General features: G+C 71.7%; 25 protein-coding genes. 7 read left to right on the top strand and 18 right to left on the bottom strand.

Annotated elements, in window-relative coordinates:
• Positions 1–425 precede the first annotated feature (425 nt).
• Complete coding sequence (locus J2S42_RS15545) at positions 426–956, top strand: DUF6232 family protein (RefSeq protein ID WP_307239804.1); 531 nt, start codon at positions 426–428, stop codon at positions 954–956.
• 130 nt (positions 957–1,086) lie between these two features.
• Here the strand turns inward: J2S42_RS15545 and J2S42_RS15540 are convergent, their stop codons facing one another.
• On the bottom strand, positions 1,087–1,899 hold the full coding sequence (locus tag J2S42_RS15540) for a helix-turn-helix domain-containing protein (protein WP_307239802.1): 813 nt from the start codon (positions 1,897–1,899) through the stop codon (positions 1,087–1,089).
• 111 nt (positions 1,900–2,010) lie between these two features.
• Positions 2,011–2,877 (bottom strand): helix-turn-helix domain-containing protein, encoded by an 867-nt coding sequence (locus J2S42_RS15535; protein WP_307239800.1) that lies wholly within the window; start codon positions 2,875–2,877, stop codon positions 2,011–2,013.
• A 684-nt stretch (positions 2,878–3,561) separates the two neighbouring features.
• Here J2S42_RS15535 and J2S42_RS15530 point away from each other — a divergent pair.
• Positions 3,562–3,756: a DUF397 domain-containing protein gene (locus tag J2S42_RS15530; RefSeq protein ID WP_307239798.1), complete on the top strand. Its 195-nt coding sequence runs from the start codon at positions 3,562–3,564 to the stop codon at positions 3,754–3,756.
• Positions 3,757–3,837: 81 nt separating this feature from the next.
• Here the strand turns inward: J2S42_RS15530 and J2S42_RS15525 are convergent, their stop codons facing one another.
• Positions 3,838–4,164 carry a DUF3817 domain-containing protein gene (locus J2S42_RS15525; RefSeq protein ID WP_307248781.1) on the bottom strand — a complete coding sequence of 109 codons (327 nt, stop codon included), beginning with the start codon at positions 4,162–4,164 and terminating at the stop codon, positions 3,838–3,840.
• A gap of 48 nt (positions 4,165–4,212) precedes the next feature.
• Positions 4,213–4,566 (bottom strand): large conductance mechanosensitive channel protein MscL, encoded by a 354-nt coding sequence (locus tag J2S42_RS15520; RefSeq protein ID WP_307239796.1) that lies wholly within the window; start codon positions 4,564–4,566, stop codon positions 4,213–4,215.
• 106 nt (positions 4,567–4,672) lie between these two features.
• Here J2S42_RS15520 and J2S42_RS15515 point away from each other — a divergent pair, with 106 nt between their 5' ends.
• Together J2S42_RS15515 and J2S42_RS15510 are read left to right on the top strand one after the other, a co-directional pair.
• Positions 4,673–5,413 (top strand): MerR family transcriptional regulator, encoded by a 741-nt coding sequence (locus J2S42_RS15515; RefSeq protein ID WP_307239794.1) that lies wholly within the window; start codon positions 4,673–4,675, stop codon positions 5,411–5,413.
• A 162-nt stretch (positions 5,414–5,575) separates the two neighbouring features.
• Positions 5,576–5,863: a DUF6158 family protein gene (locus J2S42_RS15510; RefSeq protein WP_307248779.1), complete on the top strand. Its 288-nt coding sequence runs from the start codon at positions 5,576–5,578 to the stop codon at positions 5,861–5,863.
• 271 nt (positions 5,864–6,134) lie between these two features.
• On the opposite strand, the gene J2S42_RS15505 is transcribed toward J2S42_RS15510, so the two are convergent.
• On the bottom strand, positions 6,135–7,211 hold the full coding sequence (locus J2S42_RS15505; RefSeq protein ID WP_307239792.1) for a 3-deoxy-7-phosphoheptulonate synthase: 1,077 nt from the start codon (positions 7,209–7,211) through the stop codon (positions 6,135–6,137).
• A gap of 285 nt (positions 7,212–7,496) precedes the next feature.
• Here J2S42_RS15505 and J2S42_RS15500 point away from each other — a divergent pair, with 285 nt between their 5' ends.
• Positions 7,497–7,700: a hypothetical protein gene (locus tag J2S42_RS15500; protein WP_307239789.1), complete on the top strand. Its 204-nt coding sequence runs from the start codon at positions 7,497–7,499 to the stop codon at positions 7,698–7,700.
• A gap of 123 nt (positions 7,701–7,823) precedes the next feature.
• Here the strand turns inward: J2S42_RS15500 and J2S42_RS15495 are convergent, their stop codons facing one another.
• Both J2S42_RS15495 and J2S42_RS15490 read right to left on the bottom strand, forming a co-directional pair.
• Entirely contained in the window at positions 7,824–8,453 is a 630-nt protein-coding gene (locus tag J2S42_RS15495; protein ID WP_307239787.1) for an MBL fold metallo-hydrolase, read from the bottom strand.
• On the bottom strand, positions 8,453–9,541 hold the full coding sequence (locus J2S42_RS15490) for an S-(hydroxymethyl)mycothiol dehydrogenase (protein WP_307239786.1): 1,089 nt from the start codon (positions 9,539–9,541) through the stop codon (positions 8,453–8,455). The genes J2S42_RS15495 and J2S42_RS15490 overlap by 1 nt, the downstream gene beginning before the upstream one ends.
• A 401-nt stretch (positions 9,542–9,942) precedes the next feature.
• Here J2S42_RS15490 and J2S42_RS15485 point away from each other — a divergent pair, with 401 nt between their 5' ends.
• Positions 9,943–10,704, top strand: a complete 762-nt coding sequence (locus J2S42_RS15485) for a GAF and ANTAR domain-containing protein (RefSeq protein ID WP_307239784.1) — start codon at positions 9,943–9,945, stop codon at positions 10,702–10,704.
• Here the strand turns inward: J2S42_RS15485 and J2S42_RS15480 are convergent, their stop codons facing one another.
• The 7 genes from J2S42_RS15480 to J2S42_RS15450 all read right to left on the bottom strand — a co-directional run bounded on the left by J2S42_RS15480 (position 10,705) and on the right by J2S42_RS15450 (position 17,671).
• Positions 10,705–11,001: an antibiotic biosynthesis monooxygenase family protein gene (locus J2S42_RS15480; protein ID WP_307239782.1), complete on the bottom strand. Its 297-nt coding sequence runs from the start codon at positions 10,999–11,001 to the stop codon at positions 10,705–10,707.
• A 194-nt stretch (positions 11,002–11,195) separates the two neighbouring features.
• Positions 11,196–12,857, bottom strand: coding sequence for an MDR family MFS transporter (locus J2S42_RS15475; RefSeq protein WP_307239781.1), 1,662 nt, complete (start codon positions 12,855–12,857; stop codon positions 11,196–11,198).
• Positions 12,858–12,942: 85 nt separating this feature from the next.
• Positions 12,943–13,815 (bottom strand): sigma-70 family RNA polymerase sigma factor, encoded by an 873-nt coding sequence (locus J2S42_RS15470; RefSeq protein ID WP_307239779.1) that lies wholly within the window; start codon positions 13,813–13,815, stop codon positions 12,943–12,945.
• A 121-nt stretch (positions 13,816–13,936) separates the two neighbouring features.
• Positions 13,937–14,518, bottom strand: coding sequence for a class I SAM-dependent methyltransferase (locus tag J2S42_RS15465; RefSeq protein ID WP_307239777.1), 582 nt, complete (start codon positions 14,516–14,518; stop codon positions 13,937–13,939).
• 34 nt (positions 14,519–14,552) lie between these two features.
• Entirely contained in the window at positions 14,553–16,016 is a 1,464-nt protein-coding gene (locus tag J2S42_RS15460) for an MFS transporter (protein WP_307239775.1), read from the bottom strand.
• Positions 16,017–16,027: 11 nt separating this feature from the next.
• Positions 16,028–16,729, bottom strand: coding sequence for a YqeB family protein (locus J2S42_RS15455; RefSeq protein ID WP_307239773.1), 702 nt, complete (start codon positions 16,727–16,729; stop codon positions 16,028–16,030).
• A gap of 69 nt (positions 16,730–16,798) precedes the next feature.
• Positions 16,799–17,671 (bottom strand): alpha/beta hydrolase, encoded by an 873-nt coding sequence (locus J2S42_RS15450; RefSeq protein ID WP_307239771.1) that lies wholly within the window; start codon positions 17,669–17,671, stop codon positions 16,799–16,801.
• A 76-nt stretch (positions 17,672–17,747) separates the two neighbouring features.
• On the opposite strand from J2S42_RS15450, the gene J2S42_RS15445 reads away from it, so the two are divergent.
• Positions 17,748–18,089 carry a winged helix-turn-helix transcriptional regulator gene (locus J2S42_RS15445; protein ID WP_307239769.1) on the top strand — a complete coding sequence of 114 codons (342 nt, stop codon included), beginning with the start codon at positions 17,748–17,750 and terminating at the stop codon, positions 18,087–18,089.
• Positions 18,090–18,516: 427 nt separating this feature from the next.
• On the opposite strand, the gene J2S42_RS15440 is transcribed toward J2S42_RS15445, so the two are convergent.
• The 4 genes from J2S42_RS15440 to J2S42_RS15425 form a co-directional block, all read right to left on the bottom strand.
• Complete coding sequence (locus J2S42_RS15440; protein ID WP_307239767.1) at positions 18,517–18,900, bottom strand: DNA methyltransferase; 384 nt, start codon at positions 18,898–18,900, stop codon at positions 18,517–18,519.
• 47 nt (positions 18,901–18,947) lie between these two features.
• Entirely contained in the window at positions 18,948–20,099 is a 1,152-nt protein-coding gene (locus J2S42_RS15435) for a serine hydrolase domain-containing protein (RefSeq protein WP_307239765.1), read from the bottom strand.
• Positions 20,100–20,438: 339 nt separating this feature from the next.
• Positions 20,439–21,989, bottom strand: a complete 1,551-nt coding sequence (locus tag J2S42_RS15430; protein ID WP_307239763.1) for a cobyric acid synthase — start codon at positions 21,987–21,989, stop codon at positions 20,439–20,441.
• A gap of 94 nt (positions 21,990–22,083) precedes the next feature.
• A complete protein-coding gene (locus tag J2S42_RS15425; protein WP_370879396.1) occupies positions 22,084–23,154 on the bottom strand; it encodes a cobalamin biosynthesis protein in 1,071 nt (356 codons plus the stop codon).
• Positions 23,155–23,374 lie beyond the last annotated feature (220 nt).

Here is a 23,374-nt window from a genome sequence, read left to right as displayed (position 1 = left end):
CGCTTGGTGCCGCGCCTCTCGGGCAAATGCGGAGGAATACGTCGGGAAACCGCGTGCCGGGCCTTCTCTGACGGGTGGAAATCTGCCACCTGGCAGATTGCCCTCTTCCCATTAGTGGCGTGCGGTTGGGAGTATGGCTGTTAGGGAGGTCTCAGGGTTCTCCCGCAAGGGAAGCACTTCTCACCCTGGCGACCTTCCGCAGCGCGCGCTGACGTATTCAGAGCATCACGTGGTCCTCGGAGTCCACGCCACGGGACTCCGGAGACCGTCTTTCCCCGGGGGCGGGGGAGCCATCGCGGCGGACGCGGTGTGGTGACCGGCGGCAACCGGGAACGCCACATGCCGAATTCGACAACATGCCGAATTCGGCACCGCGACCGCCGTAAACAAAAGACCAACTCCTAAAGAGCCGCAGGAGGACTCCGATGGAGAATAGCGCTCGTTACTCGCCGCGTTCAACCCGTCGCTACGCTTCTCCCGGTGCCGCGCCGCGCAGCCGGGTCGCGTTCGACACGGCCGACGTCATCGTGACGCCGGAGTACTTCCAGGTCGCCGGCCGACGCTGGCCGACCAGCGAGCTGGCCGGGCTGCGGACCGTGCGTGGCCCGTTCGACCAGCTCACAGTGCGCGCGGTCGCCGCGTCCGGGGTGAGCCTCCTGGCGATCTTCGCGGCGCTCAGCTTCGGCAACGGCCTGCACGCGCTCGGCCCGGCCGCGTACGTCGTGATGGGCGCGGCCGCGTTCGTGCCGATGCTGCTCGGTGTGGTCGGCAATCGCACCCGGCCGCGCGTCTACGAACTCTGGGGCGATTACCAGGGCATGTCGGTGCGGCTCTTCGTCAGTGACAGCGAGAGGCAGTACGGCCAGATCTCCCGCGCGCTGGTGCGCGCACAGGAGATCGCCAGACTCGGCGGCGTGCGCGCACCGGTATCGTCGATCAATCCGTACGGGATGTGAGTCGAAGCACGATGTCCGTGCCCACATGACAATTGCGGACCGGGGTCTGGCGGGCACGACATGACCCCTTGAGATAGCTCCACCGGAAATCATGGGCGCGCTTCCCCGGGCGCGCCCATGATCCATTTCCTCAGCCGTCCTCGGCTATTCCCTTGATCATCGCCAGCGACTCGGCCGGGTCCAGCGCCTTGTCCCGCAACTCGTGAAAGACGTGCAGATACGGCCGGACGTCCTCCGGCCGGTCGATGACCTCGTCGGTGACCGCGTTCTCCACGTACATCACGTCCGCGTCGTCCGGATCCGGGAACTGCAGGATCGCGAACGGCGCCACCACCGGTGGCGGGCCCGCGCTGAACGGCAGCACCTGGATCGTGATGTGCGGCGACGCGCTCAGCGACAGCAGGTGGCTGAGCTGCTCCGGTGCCCGCGCCGGTGCGTGCGCGATGCGGTGCAGCACGGCCTCGTCGATGATCGCGGTGATCCGCGGCGGGCGTGATTTGTTCAGGATCTCCTGCTGGCGCCGCAGCCGGACGGTGATCTCCTCCTCGGTCGGCCGCACCGAGGTGCCACCCGCCGCGAAGTCCCGGGTCTGCAGCAGCGTGGGCAGCGTGGTCGGCGCGAAGTAGAGCACCTCGACGCTCTCGTCCTCCAGCCCGATGTAGGCGTAGTAGGACGGGTTGACCCGGTCCCGCAACGCCGACCACCAGGTGCGCAGCCGGGAGTTGCGGGCCAGCGAGAGGATCTCCTCCACCCGCTCCGGCTCGGTGATGTCGTACAGCCCGGTCAGTGCGCGGGCGTCGATGGTGGAGATGCCGACCGTGCCGGCCTCGATCCGGATCACCTTGGACAGCGACCAGTCCATCGCGGCCGCCACCTCCGCCCGCGTCTTACCGGCCGACTCCCGGGCCACCTTCAGCGCCTGGCTCAGTCGCCGCCTGCCCATCGAAGGGCCCTGTCGTGCCGTCGGCGCCCGTTTCGCCGGTCGTTCCGCGTGGCCGGGGTCTTCGCTCTGATCGTGTGTCATCGCGGGGCCGCACCTGACTCAAAGGGTTGGTCAGACCATCTGGGTGACCATCTTGTTGATCATTTCGAGGGACTCGCTGGGGTTGAGTGCGAGCTTCTGCAGTCGGGCGAAGGTCTGCCGGTAGGTCTCGACCTCGGCGGGCTGGTCGACCAGCGCGACGGTCGGCGTCGACTCGATGTAGACGACGTCCGGCGTGCCGGCCTCGAAGGAGAGCAGGTTGAACTGCCCGGTGGCGCCGTAGCTCTCCGCCGTGAACGGCAGGATCTGGAGCGTCACGTGGTCTTTCGTGCCTTCCGTGCGCAGCCTTTCCAGCTGCTCGCGGAGCACCGCGGTGCCGCCGATGTGCCGGTGCAGGTTCGCCTCGTCCAGGATCACCTGCAGCGTCGGCGGGACCGGCCGGGAGAACAGCTCCTCCTGGCGGCGCAGGCGCAGGCCGACACGGACCGTCACGTCGTCCGGCTCGACCTGGGACGGTACGGCTGCGCTGATGTAGGCCCGCGCGTACGACTCGGTCTGCAACAGGCCGGGCATGCCGATCGGCTGGAAGACACGCAGCGTGGCCGCCTCCGCCTCCAGGCCGACGTAGTCGTAGTAGGCGCGCTCGCGCTCGAAGATCTCGCGGTACTGCACCCACCAGCCGCGCTGGCGGGCCAGCCGGGCCAGGGCGAGCAGCTCCGTGACCGTGCCGGGATCGTCCACCCGGTAGTGCTGGAGCAGCGCCTTGAGGTCGTTCGTCGAGATGGAGACGGTGCCGGCCTCGATCCGGATCAATTTCGACAGCGACCAGTCCATCGCCTCGGCGGCCTGCTCCTGCGTCAGCCCCGCCGCGTCGCGCGCCGCGCGCAGCCGGGCTCGGAGCTGCCGCCGGCCGCCCGAAGGGCCGTGGGCGGTGGACATGGCGCCTCCTTGCGCTCACGGGCACGTCGCCCGCTGTGACGGCCGATACTTTACGGCCGGCCGGGCGGTGCGCTGTCGGGCACCGGCTTGTCGGTGCCACCCGGCAGACCTGATATTGCGAGGTGCCATGTGCCTGCGTTACGCCGTCGATCCGCCACGTAGCCGACCGGTCCAAGCCGGTCACCACCTGCCTGCAATGCGCGGTTGCCACCTGCCTGCAATGCGCGGTTGCCACCTGCCTGCAATGCGCGGTTGCCACCTGCCTGCAATGCGCGGTTGCCACCTGGCTGCAATGCGCGGTTGCCACCTGGCGGATGGCCTCCTGTCAATGAGCCAATGACACAGAGGTTACTCGCGCATGGATGCATATTCCAGGCCGGACGAGTCGGGATCGGCGGTCACGCGAACGGGTGTGAGCACGATTGCGTGAGCTGCGGGTATTTCACGGTAACCCGGCGAGGGCGGCGCCGTTTGTCACGGAGAGTACGGGGGGCGGCGCGGGACTGGTCTTGGTCCCGGGCCTGGCTAGACGCTACGCTCGCGCGGGCATCTGTCCGATCGCGTGATCAACGCGCGGTTGGTCCTTTTTGCTCAAATCTTGCTTTTAAGCAGCAATTGTTCATTTAATGCGATAGTTTTCGATCGTGCGCGGCCAACGTTGCCCGCGCCGGACTGGAGTGACAAATGATCACGTCGACCGCGGGTGAGATGGCGTGGCGGAAGAGCAGCCGCTGCGAGTCGCACACCTGCCTCGAGGTGGCCGAGGCGCCCGGCGGCCGCATGGCGGTCCGTAACTCGACCCGCCCCGAGCTTCGCATCAGCTTCGAGGGGCCGGCCTGGCAGGCCTTCGTGCGCACCGTGCGTAACGGGGAGCTCTGACGTCGCACCGCCCTCGAACCACACCGCCCGGCGAGCCGTCAGCTCGGCCGGGCGGTCGCGTCTTCGGGTGGTCGCGGGTGCTCAGTGCATGGGCTGGTGGTCCGTGCGGGCCGGAGCGGGGACCCAGCGCGCGGTGACGATGCGCTCCGCGTAGAAGGACAGGAACGGCACCGTGCCGGCGAGCATGACCAGCAGCATGCGCTTCAGCGGCCAGTTCGCGCGTCGGCCGAGGTCGAACGCGGCGATCAGGTAGACCATGTAGAGGAAGCCGTGGGCCGGGCCGATGCCCTGGACGACGGCGGGCTGGTCCCAGATGTACTTCAGTGGCATGCCGATCACCACGAGCAGGATCAGCACCACGCCGACGATGTAGGCGATCGTCCGATAGCGGGTCAGTGCTCCGCGCACCGCGGCCTTCCCTTCGTCCGGCGCGAGCGCCGGGGTAGTCACGTGTCGTCAGTCGTCGGCGGGGGGACGCGCCGGGCCGTAGGCGGACCGCTCGGTGGCACGCCGGACGGCCTCGGTGCGCACCGGACGGCGTACCGTCAGCTGATTTGGATCTTCGGTTTTTGGGGTGGGCGGCTCGGCCGGGGGCGCGTCGCGGCGCAGGACCGCGCGGACCTCGCGGACCCACAGGAAGATCACGAAGGCGGCAAAGACCGGCCACTCCAGCATGTAGCCCCAGCTGGACGGGTTGCCGCCGGCCTCGGCCCGGGACAGCTGCCACCAGCCCAGGGCCAGGAAGGCGATCACGAGCAGCACCGTGGCGAGGTGGACCGCGATCCACCGCGGTGTCCAGAGCCGCTTCATACAGGCGAGCGTACCGGGGTGGTCCGGTGTCTCCGACACAGCGTCGTAGTAGCGCGTGCCGCAAAGGCTTGCGCTTGACGCAGCGTCAACTCGTAGCGTCGTTCCGGTGAGTTGGTCGACGGCACAGGTGGCGCGCATCGCCGGGGTCACGTCCCGGACGTTGCGGCATTACGACGACATCGGGCTGCTGCGGCCGTCCCGGGTGAGCCCGGGCGGGCTGCGGCACTACGAGCGGGAGCAGCTGCTGCGGCTGCAGCAGATCATGCTGCTGCGCGAGCTCGGCATGAGCCTGGAGACGATCGGCGCCGTCGTCGCGGGTGAGGCCGACCGGGTCGACCAGCTCCGCCGTCATCATCGGTGGCTGATCGAGGAGCGGGACCGGTTCGGCCGGCTCGCGGACACGGTCGCGGCCACCATCGCCCAGCTGGAAGGTGGAACACGGATGAGCACGGAACAGCTCTTCGAGGGCTTCGACGCGGACCGGCAGGCCCGTTACGAGGCGGAGCTGATCGAACGGTACGGCGACGGTGCCGCCACGGCCATCGCGGAGAGCAAGGCGCGGACCGCCGGCAAGGGCGCCGAGCTGCAGGCGGAGTGGGCCGGGATCGAGGACCGGCTGGTCGCGCTGCTCGACTCCGCACCGGATTCACCGGCGGTGCAGGCGGTGATCGCAGACCACTACCGGTGGATCACGCGGCACTGGACGCCGGACCGCGAGTCGTACACCGGCCTGGGACAGCTCTACACGGACAGTCCGGACTTCCGGGCGCGGTTCGACGCGCGGGATGCCCGGCTGGCCGAGTTCCTGCGGGATGCGATCACGGTGTACGCCCAGGCCAGCCTCTAGCTGCCAGGGGTTTGGGCCGGTGCCGATCGGGCAACCGTTGACTCATTGAGGAGAGGGGCAGTGATGACCGACTCAGTGCGTTACAGCGATGGTTCGCCGTCGGCCTCGGGCACCGCGTTCCACCCGAACCCGGACGGGCCGCCCACTCCGGAGCAGACGACGCTGCCGGACGCGAGCCCGGAGCAACGCGTCGACGAGTGGGACGGCGATCACCGGAAGGGACCGGCGGGTGCCTCGCCCGACGAGATCGGGGTGGACCCGGCCGAGCTGTCCGACGAGGACCTGACCCGCGAGATGGCCAGCCTGCACCGCACCCGGCTGGACACGCTGCGGCACGCGTCCGACGCGGCGCTCGCCACCCACCTGCGCCGCACCGCGGACCTGGAGACCGAGTACCTCACCCGGCACCCGGGCCGCGAGGTCGACCCGCAGCGGCTGCGGGACGGCTGATCATGTGATTCCCGATACATCGGCCTCAGGAACAGGCACCCATGGCCGATGGTTGAGTCAGGTGTCGGTGTGCGCAGTGTCCCCGGGCCTCACCTAACAGCCTTCGCGGAATACCGTTCGGCAGGAGCCGCGTCGCGCCACTCGCCGAGAGGCGACCGGCACACCGACACCCTTTACAGTGCACGCCCCGCCGGGATCGTTCCGGCGGGGCGTCGCTGTGTCCGAGGCAGCGCGGTCGTGTCGCGGCACCGGGTGGCTCACGGAGGGCCGATCAGGCGACGGCGACCGCGGCGCGGCGGGCGGCGGCCGCGGTGGCGAGCACGTCGAGCACCGACTCGGTCTGGTCCCAGCCGAGGCAGGCGTCCGTGACCGACTGGCCGTAGGTCAGCTCGCGCGTCGGGTCCAGCTCCTGCCGGCCCGGTTCCAGGAACGACTCCAGCATCACGCCGGAGATGCCCCGGTTGCCGGCCTTGAGCTGCTCGGCCACGTCCGCGGCCACCAGCGGCTGGCGGCGGTGGTCCTTGCCGCTGTTCGCGTGGCTGCAGTCGATGATCAGCCGCTCCGGCAGGCCGGCCTTGCGCAGCAGCGCCAGCGCGCCGCCGACCGACTCCGCGTCGTAGTTCGGCCCGTCGTTGCCGCCGCGCAGCACCAGGTGGCAGTCCGCGTTGCCGCGGGTGTGCAGGATCGCCGGCGTGCCGGACATCGCGATGCCGGGGAACACGTGCGGCACGGCCGCCGCGTTGATCGCGTCGATCGCGGTGCTGATCGCGCCGTCCGGGCGGTTCTTCATGCCGATCGGCATCGACAGGCCGGACGAGAGCTGGCGGTGCACCTGGCTCTCCACCGTGCGCGCGCCGATCGCGCCCCAGGCCACGGTGTCCGCGATGAACTGCGGCGTGATCGGGTCGAGGAACTCGCAGCCGACCGGCAGGCCCAGCTCCAGCACCTGGAGCAGCAGCTGACGGGCGACGCGCAGGCCGGTGTTGACGTCGCCGGAGCCGTCCAGCGCCGGGTCGTTGATCAGGCCCTTCCAGCCGACCGTGGAGCGCGGCTTCTCGAAGTAGACGCGCATCACGATCAGCAGGTCGTCGGCCAGGCGCTCGGCGACCGGGCGCAGCCGGCGGGCGTAGTCCAGCGCGGCGGCCGGGTCGTGCACCGAGCACGGGCCGACCACGACGAGCAGGCGGTCGTCCTCGCCGTCGAGGACGCGGGCGACCGCGCGGCGGCCCTCGACCACGCGGTCGGCCAGCTCCTCGCTCAACGGCAGGTGGTGGTGGAGGAGATCGGGGGTCATCAGCGGAACGACCTTGTCGATCCGCTGGTCGGTGACCCGTCGTGCGGACGTCATTGCAGATTTCCTTTCACCGGCCCGCCCCAGGGCCGGTGACCTGGAGAGCCGGGCAGCGTGTTCGTCGCATGCGAAAAGGGCAGGGAAGAAGCTCCCTGCCCTTGCCGGCTCTCTGAAGGCTGTGGTGACGTCAGACCAAGGCCGAGTCACCGGCGCTCAGGGCCGGCCACCCAAACCAATAAAAGGACGTCGTCACGCCGGATACCTTACCGCGTCCGGCCGCGTCCGTCTGCCAGCAGGGTCGTGATGGTGACTGAAGAGTCACATCGTGGGTACTGAGCGGGCATGACTGATCGGGTGGAGAGCCGGGCGGCGTCGCTGCTGCCCGAGGAGCGCCGCGTCGGCAGCGACGACGTGGAGGCGCAGGCGGAGGAGATCCTGCTGGAGTCGGACGAGCGGACCGCCGACACGACGGCGGCGCCCGACTCGTTCGTCGAGCACCGCACGTCGGTCGAGGCCGCCGGCGCGGGCCAGGAGCCGCCGGACTGACCCCGCGGTCCCGCCTGGAACAGCGAGCCGGGCGCCCGCGGGTTTCTGATCTGCGGGACCACCGCGGATCTTGAGCCCGCGGGAGCACTGGGAACGTGGGCACGCCGGAAGCGGGAATATGGGTTAATGGCCCCTTTTGATCCATTCGTCGAGGTGGGGGGCCTCGGCGCCGATCGTCGTGCTGTCGCCGTGACCGGTGTGTACGACCGTCTCCGGTGCGAGGGTCAGCAGCTTTGTTCTGATCGACTCGACGATCGTGTCGAAGGAGCTGAAGCTGCGGCCGGTCGCGCCCGGGCCGCCCTGGAACAGCGTGTCGCCGGTGAAGACCACGCCCAGCGCGGGTACGTGGAAGCAGCACGCGCCGGGGGCGTGGCCGGGCGTGTGCAGCACGTGCAGTGTGACCCCGCCGACGTCGATCGTCTGGCCGTCGGAGAGTTCGCCGTCAGTCTTGACCTCGGGATGGGTGAGCCGCCAGACGACCTGGTCGCCGGGGTGCAGCCAGATCGGGGCGCCGGTCGCCTCGGCGAGCGCGGGGGCCTGACGGACGTGGTCGTCGTGTGCGTGCGTGGCCAGGATCGCCTTCACGGTACGGCCGCCGACCGCTTCGAGGATCGCGTCGACGTCGTGCGGGGCGTCGATCACCACGCACTCGGCGTCGTCGCCGAGCACCCAGACGTTGTTGTCGACGTCGAAGGTCTGACCGTCCAGCGAGAACGTGCCGGACGTGACGGTGTGGTCGATGCGCGCGGCCATCAGAGGACCACCACCGAGCGGAGGACGTCGCCGCGGTGCATCTTGGTGAACGCCTCCTCGACCTGCTCCAGGCCGATCTCCTCGGAGACGAACGCGTCCAGGTCCAGCCGGCCCTGGCGGTAGAGCTCGGTCAGCATCGGGAAGTCGCGGGTGGGCAGGCAGTCGCCGTACCAGCTGGACTTGAGCGCGCCGCCGCGGCCGAACACGTCCAGCAGCGGGATCTCCGGGATCTTCATCTCCGGCGTGGGCACGCCGACCAGCACCACGGTCCCGGCCAGGTCACGGGCGTAGAACGCCTGCTTCCAGGTCTCCGGGCGGCCGACCGCGTCGATCACCACGTCCGCGCCGAAGCCGCCGGTCAGGCCCTGGATCGCCTCGACCACGTCGCCCTCGCGCGCGTTGACCGTGTGGGTGGCGCCGAAGCCCTTGGCCCACTCCAACTTCCGGTCGTCGGTGTCCACCGCGATGATCGTGGTGGCACCGGCCAGCGCCGCGCCCGCGATCGCGCCGTCACCGACGCCGCCGCAGCCGATCACCGCGACCGAGTCGCCGCGCTGCACGTTACCGGTGTTGATCGCGGCGCCGATGCCGGCCATCACGCCGCAGCCGAGCAGGCCGACCGCGGCCGGGCGGGCCGCCGGGTCGACCTTGGTGCACTGACCGGCCGCGACCAGCGTCTTCTCGATGAATGCGCCGATGCCGAGCGCGGGGGAGAGCGTGGTGCCGTCCTCCAGCGTCATCGGCTGCTTGGCGTTGTGGGTGGCGAAACAGTACTGCGGCCGGCCGCGGCGGCAGGCCCGGCAGTCGCCGCAGACCGCGCGCCAGTTGAGCACCACGAAGTCGCCGGGCGCCACCTCGGTCACGCCCGGGCCGACCGACTCGACCGTGCCGGCCGCCTCGTGGCCGAGCAGGAACGGGAAGTCGTCGTTGATGCCGCCCTGCTTGTAGTGGAGGTCGGTGTGGCAGACGCCGCACGTCTGGATCTTCACCACGGCCTCGCCGGGGCCCGGGTCGGGCACGATGATCGGGACCACCTCGACCGGTGCGTTCTTGGCGCGGGCGATGACCCCGCGGACTGTCTGGCTCATGGTGCGGCCCTCCTCCGTCTTGTCATTTTCGCCGTCAATCCGTAACACAGCGATCTTGAAATCGGAGGTTCTTGGACGGATTAATCGCTTCGGCCGTTGTCTCGCCGCGACGCGCGTGGTGCCGTGCGTGCGGGCCCACCGGCGGTACGGGAGCGCCGGACACTAAATCCTGTATCGAAGTGGGGGTCGAGCGAGGCGTGGTCCGGGTGTCGTCCGGGTGTGCGGCGCGGAAGCCCTCGTACCGGTGTTGTATGTGGGCTTTTGCGACGTGTGGCCAGGCGGCGCCTGGGCCTCGCCGCAGCCCGGCCATCCACTTCGATACAGGACCTAAACCCGCGACCTTGTCACAGATGCCGATCACGCGCACGTCGGCGCGGCGGGCGCGCTGGTAACGTTGCCGGGTGATTTTCGCCGTCGACGACGATGGGGCTGATACAGCCGGACGCTCCGAGTCCTCCGGGCCGCACAGCGTGGAGCTGGTGGGGCTGCTGCACGAGTTGACCGCGATGCTGCTCGGCGCCACGGAGATCGAGTCGGCGCTCGCTGATCTGTCCCGGTTCGCCGCCTTCGCCGTTCCCGGCGTCGTCCGTTGCTCGGCCCTGCTGATCACCGAGGGGCGTCCCGCTGTCTCCGCGGCCTCCGAGACCAGCCGGCGCAAGATCGACGACGTGCAGCAGGACGAGGCGGCCGGCCCGTCGCTGGACGCGATCCACACCCGCGAGCCCGTGGTCAGCGCGGATCTGCACGCGGACCAGCGCTGGCCCGCGCTCCAGCCAGCCGCGGTCGGCACCGGGCTGCGTACCGCTATAGCGCTCCCGATCGACGTGAACCGGGACGCGGTCGGCGCGCTCACGCTCTACCTCACCGAGGCGGACGCGGCCGGGCCCGGCCGGATGGTCGCGGCCATGGCCATCGCCGGGCAGGCCGCGCTGCTGCTCGGCGAGGTGTTGCGCCGGGCCGAGGAGACCACGCCGCCGCTGTCCGCCCAGGAGCCCTCGGACGCGACCGTCAACCACGCGGTCGGCCTGATCATGGCGCAGCGTGGGTGCGGTCCCGCCGAGGCCTTCGAGGTCATCGACGAGACCGCCACCCGGCTGGCGGTCAGCCCCCGGGTGGTCGCCGAACGCCTGCTCGAGACCGCCCAGCGCCGCTCCGCGCCCTGATCAGGCGCTCTGCACCACCTCGAACTCCAGCAGGCTCGCGCCGCCCGCCACCGGGCGGGCCCGCTCACCGGCGTGCGCGGCACGCCCGGAGCCCTGCGCCCAGGCCTGGTAGTCCTCCTCGGTCTCCCACTTCGTGTAGACGAAGTACCGGGTCTCGCCGCTCACCGGGCGCAGCAGCTCGAACCCCAGGAAGCCCTGGGCGTTCTCCACCGCGCCCTGCCGCGCGGCGAACCGCTTCTCCAGCTCCGGGCCCGCGCCGTCCGGCACGTCAATCGCGTTGATCTTCACAACAGCCATACCGAGAGCCTAGAACCGATTCCGGGATACGCGTCCGGACGGGACGCGGCCACCGGGGGTTTTCCGGTGACCGGCGGCGGGACCGGCTCCGCCGCGCGGCCGGAGCGGAGCCAGCGGAGTCGGAGGCCTCCGCGCGGTTGGCCCGCTGCGAGCATGCTGGCCGCACCACGCCGGAAGCGGAAAAATCGGTGTGATCAGCTGTTTTCGGCGGCGGCCCGGGCTTCGGCGGCCTCGGCGGCGCGGGCCGCGGCGGCGGAGCGGTTCTGGAGCGGGAGTTCGGGGAGGAAGAGGACCACCACGAGGCCGACGATCATGACGATGCCGGCGATCAGGAAGACCAGGCTCATCGACTCGGAGAAGCCGACCTTGAACGGGTGGGCGATGACGTCGTCCAGCGTGTTGATGAACGAGGTGTCGTTCAGGCCCTCGGCGGACTGGCCGGCCTGCAGCGCCTGGGCCTGCGCCGGGTTGTCGCGCAGCGCGGCCTGGAACTCCGGGTCGGCCTGTGCGCTGCCGAACGCGTCCCGGATCTTGCCGGGGACGGCCGCGAAGAGCACCGAGAGGAACACCGCGGTGCCGAGCGTGCCGCCCATCTGGCGGAAGAACGTGACCGCGGACGTGGCGGTGCCGATCTCGCGCGGGGAGACCGCATTCTGCACCGCGGTGACCATCGGCTGCATGTTGCCGCCGAGCCCGAGGCCCATCAGCAGCATGATGCCCATCGTCAGCGGGAGTGGCGTGTCCGCGGTGATCAACGAGAACAGGAACAGCGCGATCAGCATCAGCGCGGACCCGACGATCGGGATGAAACGGTACCGGCCGGTGCGGAAGATGATCTGACCGAAGACGATCGAGCCGGTCATGATGCCGAGCACGAACGGGATCATCTGCAGGCCGGCCACCATCGGCGACGAGCCCTTCACGATCTGCAGGTAGAGCGGCACCATCATCAGCCCGCCGAACATCGCCATGCCGACCACGAAGCTGCTGGCCGCGCCGACGCCGAACGTGCGGATCCGGAACAGCCGCGGCGGGAGCAGCGCCTCGTCCTTGTACGCGCGCTCGGCGAACACGAACGCGACCAGCCCGATCGCGCCGATCGCGTAGCAGAGGATCGCGCGGCCGGAGCTCCAGCCCCAGTCGCGGCCCTGCTCGGCCACGGTGAGCAGCGGGACCAGGCCGAGAATCAGCGTGAGCGCGCCCGGCCAGTCGATCCGGTGGTCGGTGCGGTGGTGCGGCAGGTGCAGCACGCGGGCGACGACGACCATGGCGAGCAGGCCGAGCGGCACGTTGATGTAGAAGATGTAGCGCCAGCCGGCGATGCCGAGCAGGTCGTCGGCCTCGGCGAACAGGCCGCCGAGGACCGGGCCGAGCACGCTGGCGCTGCCGAAGACGGCCAGGAAGTAGCCCTGGTACTTGGCGCGCTCGCGGGGCGGCACGATGTCCCCGATGATCGCCAGCGCCAGTGACATCAGGCCACCGGCGCCGACGCCCTGGACCGCGCGGTACGCGGCGAGCTGGTACATGTCACCGGCCATCCCGCAGAGCGCGGAGCCGATCACGAAGATGCCGATCGCGGCCAGGAAGAACCGGCGGCGGCCGTAGATGTCGGAGAGCTTGCCGTAGAGCGGCGTCGAGATCGTGGACGTGATCAGGAACGCCGTGGTGGCCCACGCCTGGACCGAGAAGCCGTGCAGGTCGTCGGCGATGGTCCGGATCGCGGTGGCGACGATGGTCTGGTCCAGCGCGGCCAGGAACATGCCCATCATCAGCCCGCCCAGGATCGTCATGATCTGGCGGTGGGTGAAGTCGCCCTCGGCGGCGGGCGAGGCGGAGGTGGTGGCAGAGGCGCTCACGCGTGCTCCCGGAGAGATCGATTTGGTTGCACCCTACACATGTTCGGTGCTCGGCTCGTTCGTTTCCCCGACGGAGCGACGTGGTTCAGGCCACTCGTTGCACCGGCAGGCCGTGGTGGTTGGTGCGGGCCAGCCGGCTGGAGAGCGTGCCACGGTCGCCGATCTGCGCGAAGTATCCGGCGCGGCGGCGGGCCACGCAGCCGTCCGGGCGGCCGTTGCTCTTCACCTGGTCCGGGTCGAGGTGGCTGTTCAGACCGTCCTTGAGCAGCACCAACGCCTCCGCGCGGAGCTGGGAGATGCGCGACTCGGTGACGCCGAGTTCGGCCGCGATCACGGCCATCGGCTCGTCGTGCAGGAAGTACCGGGTGATCACGACGCGCAGACGCTCGGGCAGCGCCTCCACCGCGTGGTGCAGATAGCCGATCTTCTCGCGGTGCACCAGCATCTCCTCCGGGCCCATGGTCGGCTCGGTGACCATGTCCTCGGCGCTGCCGGTGGTGAAGCCCTGCAGGCTGAGCACGACCGCGCGCTGCACGTCGTCCTCGACCGAGGTGATCTCCGAGACCGCGATGCCGAGGTGCTCGGCCAGCTCGTACGCGGTCGGGGTGCGGCCGAGCATCGCGGTCAGGTGCTGGCGGGCGAGGTCGGTCTGCCGGGCGCGGTGCCGGACCGAGCGGGAGGCCCAGTCCAGCCCGCGCAGCTCGTCCAGCAGCGCGCCGCGGATCCGGGTGGCGGCGAACCGGTGGAACGGGATGCCTCGCTCCGGGTCGAAACCGCGTGCGGCGGTGACCAGCGCGGCCAGTCCGGCCGAGGTCAGGTCGTCACGGTTGACGTGCGCCGGGACCCGGCCCAGCATCTCGCGCACCAGATGACCGACCAGGGGCATGTTCGCGCGGATCAGGTCCTCGCGGTCCCGGTCGCTCATCGGTGCGGACGCGATCGTCGTGGTCGTGCTCATCTGCGTTCCCCCTGGAAGTCGTGGCGCGCTGGCCAGGGAGAACTCTCGAATCGCACGGGTGCGAAACCGGTTGCGGACGGTTGCTATTCGGTTGTACCGGGTGGGGAACGCTCAGGAGCGGTCAGCGGGCGCGTCGCGCGTAATAGACGAACGCGGGCGGCAGGTTCGCGGTCACCGTGCGGCCCAGCACGACCTCCTCGAACGCGTCCTCCAGCATGCGGCGGAACCGGCGCGCGGCCGGGGTGCGGGCCGCCATCGTGTACGCGAACGTGGTGAACGCGCCGTCCGGGCTCAGCGTCGCGCACACCGCGTCCAGGATCGACCGCTGCGCGGAGAGTGGGAACGACGCCCACGGCAGCCCGCTGATCACCACGTCGGCCCGCTCGACGCCGCGCTCGGCCAGCAGCCGGGGCAGGTCCGCCGCGTTGTCGTTGATCACCTCGACGGCCGGGTGCCGCTCCGCGATGTGCGTGGCGAGCGCCGGGTTCAGCTCGACCGCGAGGTGCCGGCCGCGACCGGCCAGGCGCTCCTGGATGACCGTGGTGAACGCGCCGGTGCCCGGGCCCAGCTCGACCACGACCGGGTCACCGCTCTGCGGGATCGGTGCGGTGACCGCGGTGCCGAGCCGGCGCGAGCTGGGTGCGATCGCCCCGGTGCGCGCGGGCGCGCGGAGGAACTCGCGCAGGAAGAGGCCGTTGGCCATGAAAACTCCTTTTGTGCGTGGTCGGACAAGCCTCTCAGAGCCGCTCCGACGGGTGCAGCGGCGTGTCCGCCACCGCGCAATGGGTGCGCACCGGGGTGTCCGCCGCGCGGGTGCGGCCGGGCACGCCGAGGAGCGCGATCAGCGCACCGGCGACCATCAGGCCCGCACAGATCCACATCGAGGACCGGTACGTGGGCGCGAGCGCGGCGGGGTCGGTCAGGCTGCCGGTGCCGATCCCGGCCGCGAGCGGCAGCACGGCCACGGACAGCAGCCCGGCCGCGCGCGCCACCGCGTTGTTCACGCCACTGGCCACGCCCGCGTACCGGGCGTCGACCGAGCCGAGCGCGGTCGCGGTCAGCGGCGCCACGGTCGCGGACAGGCCGAGGCCGAGCACCAGCACCGGCGGCAGTACGTCGCGCAGGTAGTCCGCGTCCGGGCCGATCCGGGCGAACAGCACCAGCGCGACCGCGCAGATCAGCGGGCCGATCGTCATCGGCAGGCGCGGCCCGATCCGCTCCGCGAGCGCACCGGCCCGGGACGACAGCACCAGCATCAGCGCGGTCACCGGCAGCATCGCGGTGCCCGCGGCCAGCGGGCTGAACCCGGTCACCACCTGGAGGTTCAGCACGACCAGCAGGAACACGCCGCCGTTCGCCGCGTAGACCGCGAAGGTGGACAGGTTGGTGGCCGAGAACGCGCGCGAGGAGAACACGGTCAGCGGCAGCATCGGATGCGGCGACACGCGCTCGGCCAGGACGAACGCGGCCAGACCGGCCACGCCGAGCGCGAGCGTGCCGAGCACGGCCGAGTGACCGCCGCCGAGCGTGGGCCAGGCGGTGAAGCCGTAGGTGAGGCCGCCCAGCCCGGCCGCGCCGGCCACCGCGCCGGTCATGTCCAGCCTCCGGGGCGCGTCCGCGTCCCGGGTCTCCGGCACGTGCCGCAGCGCGACGCCGATCACCAGCACCGCGAGCGGCACGTTGATCAGGAAGACCCAGCGCCAGCTCGCGGCCTCGACCAGCCAGCCACCGAGGAACGGGCCGATCGCACCGGCCACGCCACCGAGCCCGGACCATGCGCCGATCGCCTTCGCCCGGTCCTCGCGGACGAACACGGCCTCCAGGATCGCCAGCGAACCCGGCGTGAGCAGCGCGCCGCCGACGCCCTGCAGTACGCGCGCGGCGATCAGCGTCTCCACGTTCGGCGCGAGGCCGCAGAGCAGCGACGCGAGCGCGAACCAGGCGACGCCGAGCACGAAGACCGTGCGGCGGCCGTACCGGTCACCGAGCGAGCCGCCGAGCAGGATCAGCGCGGCCAGGCTCAGCGTGTACCCGTTCACGGTCCACTGCAGCGCGGCGGCGCCGGCGTCGAGTTCCTCGCCGAGCCGGGGCAGCGCGATGTTGACCACGGTGGCGTCGATGGAGGCCAGGCCGGAGCCGAGCACGGTGGCGAGCAGGACCCAGCGGCCGGCGGGGCGGCCGAGTCGGACATCCGCGTTCATCGCGGATCAAGCTACCGCCTCCAGTACTGGCGCTTCTTCTCGTCCCGCAACGAGATGCCGAGCCGGGCCAGTTCCTGCCGGAGCGCGTCCGCGTCGTCGTGATCGTCCCGGCCGAGCGCGCGCTGTCGCGCCGCGAGCAGCGCGTTCGCGCCGCGGGGCAGGCCGTCCGGGGCGTCGTCCTCGGGAAGATCCTCGACCCAGCGACGGTACGACGACGCGTGTGGATCACCGCCGTCCCGCCACGGGAAGCCGTGCGCGGTCAGCACGTCCCGGATGTTGCCGCGCGGCGGGAGATCGCCGCGGACCCGCCACAGCTCGATGCCGTCCCGGCCCAGCACGACCAGTTCCTTGCTGGTCAGGCCGCCGGACTCGTCGGCCCAGACGGTGCCGATCGCGGCCCGCCGGGCCCGCCTGGTCCGGTCGCCGCGGCGGACCACCAGTTCGTCGCCGTCCACGCCGATCATGGTGTAGCCCCAGAACGCGGACGCGGTCAGTGCCAGGCCGAGCGCCAGCCCGCCGCCGGTGAAGCCGGCCAGCGCCCACGGTTCCGGCCAGCCGCCGACCCAGCGGACCAGGCCGTGCAGCGGCAGCCAGGCGAGGCCGTTCAGCCAGTCCCAGAACCGGTGGACCAGCAGGCCGAGGCCGGTGCCGAGCACCGGAAAACCGGCACCGACCAGCGCGAGATCCCAGAACGACCGTTTCACCGTGATCACGGCCTCAGCCTGCCCCGGCCGGCACCGCGGCCGCGACCGGCATTGGTCGATCCGGCCGTAGACCAAAGTTCACAGGTGCTTGCGCAGGAACTCCGCGGTCGCTTCGGTCGCGGCCGCCACGTGCGGCGCGCTGTCGTAGAGGTCGATGTGCAGGTCCGCCTCCAGCCAGCGGAGCTCGCGCTCACCCGGCGTGCGCTCGTGCAGCATGCGGGCCAGCTCGGGGGAGCAGTAGTCGTCGTTCGTGCCGTGCACGACCAGCAGCGGCGTCTCGGCCAGCAGCGGGGCGGCACCGAGCGCGTCGAGCGTCATCAGCGCGTGCAGGGACCCGCGGGTCACCTCGTTGCGCCAGTTCGGGGCCGCGCCGCGGGCGGTGCCGTAGTAGGCGAACGGTTCGTCGCCGCCCATCGCGGCCTCGCCGCCGTCCGGCGCGACCGCGGGGATCATCTCGTCGGCGCGCGCGATGAAAGAGCGCAGGGCGGCGCGGTAGTTCGTGATGCCGGACCGGTCGGCGAACCACGCGGGACTGTTGTAGGCGCCCGCGATGCCGGCCACCGCGCGTACCCGCGGATCGGTGGCGGCGGCGCGCACCGCGTAACCGCCGCCGAGGCAGATGCCGACCAGGCCGATCCGGTCCGCGTCCACCTCCGCGCGGCCGGCCAGCACCGTGACCGCGGCCCGCAGGTCGGACAGCTTGCCGGCGGCGTCCTCGTGCTGACGGCGGCCATCGCTGCCGCCGAAGCCGCGGTGGTCGAACGTCAGCGTGATCACACCGGCGCGGGCGAGGCGGTCCGCGTAAACGCCGGTGACCTGCTCCTTGACGCCGGTGAACGGCCCGGTCAGCGCGACGGCCCGGCCGTCCGCGCCGTTGGGGATGCGCAGGACGCCGGCCAGCCGGACGCCGTCCGCGTCGAAGGTGATCTCTTCCACCCGTGGGTCTGTCATGCCGGTCACGGTAGGCTGACTGTCCGGCGTGGACCAGAAGGCACTTTTCGGTGCCCATGACGGGGAAGTCGTGGTCATGGCGTTGGTGGTTCCGGACGTGCTCGACGAGGGTTGCGCCACCCGGCAGGCGCTGGAGCGGTTCGCGTCGAAGTGGCGGGTACTGGTGATCTACGCGCTGCTGGCCGGGCCGCAGCGGCACGCGGAGCTGCGCCGGCGGCTGGCCGGGATCACCCAGAAGGTGCTGACCGAGACGCTGCGCGGCATGGAGTCGGACGGACTGGTCGAACGCCGGGTGCTGCGCGAGGCGGCGCCGCAGCACGTGGAGTACGCGCTGACCGAACTGGGCTCGACGCTGCGGGAGCCGCTGACCGCGATCTGCGAGTGGGCGGCCGCCGGTGCTTCTCCGGCCGCGGGGTGATCTCGGCACGCCGGCGTTGATCGGTCAGGATGCGCGCGGTCTCGACGAGGAAGGCGTTCGGGTCGTGGGCGAAGCCGGCGAACGCGGCGGGCGTGATCGCGGCCAGGATCGCGGCGATCGTGCGCCCGGTGAGGCCGGTGCGCCCGGCCAGGTCGGCGAGCAGGTCGTGGCCGGTGGTGCCGAGCGGGCCGGTGCGGCGCCGGTGCGGTGGTGGGGCGCGGGGCGGTGTCGCGGACCGCGGGCGGGCGCGGGAACTCGCGTTGCAGGCCGGCCACGAAGTCGCGGTACGACTCCAGGGTGATCACGGTCAGCTCGTTGAGCGCCGGGTCGGTGAGGTGTTCGCTGTCCGGGTCGACCGCGAGGCGCAGGCCGTGGCCGACCTCCTGGCGGCGGGAAATCGTGCTGTCGCCGCGCTTGAGCAGGCAGATCACGAGCCGGCGGTTGCCGCCGTCGGCCGCGTTCGCCCGGAGACCGCGTGCGCGGTGGTGCCGGAGCCGGCGAAGAAGTCCAGTATCAGCGCGTCGTCGTGCGGCGCGCTGAACGTGCGGATCAGGAACTCGATCAGGAAAACCGGCTTCAGGTACGAGAACGCGCTGCCCCAAGCGGCGAGCATCGCGCCGTCGACCAGGTGCTCGCCCAGCTCGGTGCGCAGCCGATCGAGATCGATCGCGATGCGCACCGAGCCGTCCGGATCCCGCGTCTCCGTCACGCACCCGGGAAAGAGGCCCGCGAGCAGCGTCGCGTTGCGGCCCGTTCGTGTCTCACCGGTGCCGTGGGACTCCTCCGTGGTGCGATCCGGGGGATGCGTCACGTCGGTCGAGCGTGGTCCGTCCACCGGTCACGGCGGGGTGCGTCGTCCTATCGGGCCTGGCAGAGCGCGTCGTTGATCAGTTGCGTGGCGCGGGCGGACGCGTTCGCCGGGTCGGTCGGCGCCGAGCTGATCGAGATGATCACGGAGCGGTCGCCGTCCGGGGTGACGGCGTCCATCGTGTACATACCGGGCGTGCCGCCGTCGTGGCCCCACAGTTCACCGCACTCCGACGGGATGCGGAAGACGCCCAGGCCGTACCCGGAGCCGTTTTCGGAGATCTGCACGGTCCGGTGCATCTCGCGGAACTCTGCCGGGCGCAGGAGCCGGCCCTGCCGCAGCGCCTGCCAGAACAGGCTCAGATCGGTCGGCGTGGTCACCAGGCCACCGGCCGCGCCCGCCGCCGTGGTGTTCCACCGGGTCGCGTCGTAGCGCGGCACGTCCGGCGGGAAACTCTCGTACGCCTGCGCGTGCGGGTCCGGCAGGTCCGGGTCGTCGCCGGGGAACGACGTCTGCGTCATGCCGGCCGGCTGCAGGATGCGCTGGCGCAGGTGGGCGTGCCACGGCTTGCCGGTGACCCGCTCGATGATCATGCCGGCCACCGTGTAGTTCGTATTCGAGTAACTCCAGTCCGTGCCGGGCGCGAACAGCGGCGGGTGGGCCAGCGCGAGCCGGACCAGATCCGCGTCCTCCCAGTGGTCGTACCGGTGGGCCTCGAAGTCCTCCGGCGTCTGCAGCGCGAGATAGTCGGTGTAGTTGGCCAGGCCGGACTCGTGGCGCAGCAACTGGCGGACCGTGATCGCGGCGCCGTCGTTGCCGTTCCCGGTGACCACACCGGGCAGCCACCGCTCGACCGTGTCGTCCAGCCGGAGCCGGCCCTCGCCGACCAGCTGCAGCAGGATGACGGAGGTGAACGTCTTCGTGTTGCTGCCCATCCGGAAATAGCCGTTCTTCGGCACCGGCCGGTTCGTGGTGATGTCCGCGACGCCGGCCCGGGCCTCGGCGGTGCGGCGGCCGTCCCGGATCAGGGCCTGGACGCCGGTGATGCCGTACCCGGCGAGGTCGTCGACGGCCTGCTGAAGCAGGCGGCGGTCGGAGTGCGCGGAGGCCGGGCCCGCGACCGCGGGTACCGCGGTGGTCAGCGTCGCGGCTGCCGTCGCCGTCGCGACCAGCGCGGCGGCGCGTCCGATGCGTCGGTGCATGGTGTGTGTGCTCCGTTCGTCGGGGTCTGACGGCTTCGAGCCTAGAAAGACACCGGTCGAAGCGGATCGGAGGTTTTCCCTGGCCGCGGCCCTGGGATTTCGGCTCCGGGGGTTCCCTGATGCGCGCCGACTCGGCCCTGAGATTCCTCAAACGTGCGATGGCTGACGCGTTCCTACGGCGGGGAATCCTCGGTGACGCATAGTGTCGACCGCACGTGTTGCCCTCGGTCACCCGCTTTCCGTCGTGATGACTGCCGTTCTCGATGGTTGCGCCAGGGGGCCCCGTGACGCGTGCCCCGTGTTGTCCGGTCGGGAAGCGTGGCTTGGCGGTGACGGCGGTCAGGCTGGGGCGCCGGGGGGAATGAACGGGAGGCCGGGTGGCGGTCCGGACTCGATGAGGTGCCGGAGCGCGGTGGTGTCGAGGTGTTCCTCGACCAGGTCGGCGAGGCGGTCCAGCGTGCGGGCGCGCGCGGTGGCGAACGACGTGTCCGGTGCGACCGTGAACCCGTGCCGACCCGACAGACGGGCGGCCTCGGTCAGGAAGCGGCGGCGGAAGCCGTCGGACTCGAAGGCGCCGTGCCAGTGCGTGCCGAACACCGGGCCGGCGATCGCACCCTCGGGTCGGCCGTTCCCGTAGTGCAGGAACGGGCGGGTGTTCTCGTCCGCGGCGGAGACCACGCCGTGGTGGATCTCGTAGCCGGAGACGCTCTCGGCGCCGAACGCGCTGCCGGACGGCAGACCGAGCGTCTTCCGCGGCGCGAATGTGATCTCGGTGGGCAGCAGGCCGAGGCCGGGCACTGTGCCGTCGCGGCTCTCCACGTCGTCGTGGATGACGCGGGACAGCATCTGGAAGCCGCCGCAGATGCCGAGTACCGGCTTGCCCGCGGCCGCGTGCGCCGTGACCGCGTCCGCGAGCCCGGTCTCCCGGAGCCAGCGCAGGTCGGCGACCGTGGACTTGGAGCCGGGCAGCACCACCAGATCCGCGTCCAGCAGGTCGGCCGGTGTGCCGGTCAGCCGCACCCGCACGCCCGGCTCGGTGGCCAGCGCCTCCGCGTCGGTGGCGTTGGAGATGCGCGGCAGCCGGACCACGGCGACCCGCAGCCAGTCACGGCCGACCGGGGGCGCGGGCCGCCCGAGCGTGCTGCCGTAGGCCAGCGAGTCCTCGCCGTCGATCCAGAGGTCGTGGTCGTAGGGGAGTACGCCGTGTACCGGACGCCCGGTCGCGCCGGTGATCATGTCGAGGCCCGGCCGGAGCAGGCCGAGATCGCCGCGGAACTTGTTGATCACGAAGCCGCTGAGCAGCGCCTGATCCTCCGGGGAGAGCAGCGCGAGCGTGCCGAACAGCGCCGCGAACACCCCGCCCCGGTCGATGTCGCCGACCACGATCGCGGGCAGCCGTGCGCCGCGTGCGAGACCCATGTTGACGAAGTCTCCGGCCCGCAGGTTGATCTCGGCGGGGCTGCCCGCGCCCTCGCAGATCACCGCGTCGAACTCGGCCCGCAGCTCGTCCAGCGTCGCGAACACGGTCTCCGCCAGCTTCGGCCGCAGCGCGCGGTAGCTGCCCGCGCTCACCGTGTCGACCGCCTCGCCGAGCAGCACCACCTGGCTGTGCAGGTCGCTGCCGGGCTTCAGCAGCACCGGGTTGAACCGGATGTCCGGCGCCAGCCCGGCCGCCGCGGCCTGCATGGCCTGCGCCCGGCCGATCTCGCCGCCCCGCCCGTCCGGCCCGACCACCACGGCCGAGTTGTTCGACATGTTCTGCGCCTTGAACGGCGCCACGCGCACGCCCTGCCGCCACAGCCACCGGCAGATCCCGGCGGTCAACACACTCTTCCCGGCATCCGACGTGGTCCCGGCCACCAGCAGCCCGCCGGCCCGCCGCCCGCTCATCGCACGCCTCCCGGCCGGCTCGCGGCCCGGGTGGTCGCAGGCCACCGCCCGCTCATCGCACGCCTTCCGCCCGGGGCGGCTGACCACCACCGGTTCATCGCACGTCTCCCGCCCGGCCCGCGGCCCGCGTGGTGGCGGACTGCCGCCCGCTCATCGCACGCCTCCCGGCCGGGCCGGCGGCAGGGCGCATGGTCGCACTGGCGGTGGACGTGGTGGTGCTGCGGCGGGCGCGGAGCGCGATGGTGAGGCGGTAGGTGGCGGCCAGGGTGGCGGCGGCGAGGCCTACCGCGCCGGAGAGGCGGGCGGCGCGGGCGATGTCGGGAGCCAGCGGGGGAGTGCCCTCGCCCAGGTGCGGGCGGAACTCGGAGCGGCCGAAGTAGACGTTGTGGCCGCCGAGGCGGATGCCGAGCGCACCGGCCATGGAGGATTCGCACTGGCCCGCGTTCGGGCTGGGGTGGTGGTGGCCGTCGCGCAGCCAGATGCGCAGCGCCCGTGCCGGGTCGCCGCCGGCCAGCGGGGCGAGCGCGACGGTGAGCGCGGCGGTCAGGCGGGACGGGGCAAGGTTGAGCGCGTCGTCCAGGCGGGCGGCCGGCGTGCCGAACCGGACGTAGCGCGTGGAGCGGTGACCGACCATCGCGTCCAGCGTGTTCGCCGCGCGGTAGCCGAGCAGGCCGGGGAGGCCGGCGACCGCGCCCCAGAAGAGCGGGGCGACGACGGCGTCCGACGTGTTCTCCGCGACCGATTCGACGGTGGCGCGGGCCAGTTCGGGCTCGTCCAGCGCGGACGGGTCCCGGCCGCACAGGTGACCGAGCCGGCCTCGGGCGGCCTCGATGTCGCCGCGGTCCAGCGCGCCCGCCATGGTGTGTGCCTCGGCGCGCAGCGTGCGGGCGCCGAGCACGGTCCAGGTGGCGGCCGCGACGGCCACGGCACGCATTACCGGGCGCCGCCGGGTCAGCCCGGCGAGCGCGGCACCCGCCAGCACCGGCGTGCCGACGGCCACGGCCGCAAAACAGGCACCGGCGGCCCGGTCGGGCGCGTAGACCCGCTTCTCCAGCGCGGACGCGGCCGTGCCGAATCCGGCCACGGGATGCCACCGCCGCGGGTCCCCGAAGACCGCGTCCAGCCCGTAGCCGGCGAGCATCCCGACCGCCTCCGCGACCCGCAGCCGGCCGGCGTTCACCGGCCGCCGCTCACGCGCGCCGCGGCCCGCCGCCAACCGGCTCCAGCCGGCTACCGCGAGCCCGCTCCAGCCGGTCGCTGAGCGGCCGAGGCGGTCGGCTGCCGGGCGACCGTCGCGGCCCGCCGCAAACCCGCTCCCGCCGGCTGTCGCACGCCCGCTCCAACCGGTCGCTGAGCGGCCGACGCGGCCGGCTGCTGGGTGACCA

It is taken from the genome of Catenuloplanes indicus (genome assembly GCF_030813715.1).
Lineage (GTDB): Bacteria > Actinomycetota > Actinomycetes > Mycobacteriales > Micromonosporaceae > Catenuloplanes > Catenuloplanes indicus.
The sequence above is the reverse complement of the archived record's forward strand: the minus strand, read 5'-3'. Positions and strand labels throughout refer to the sequence as shown.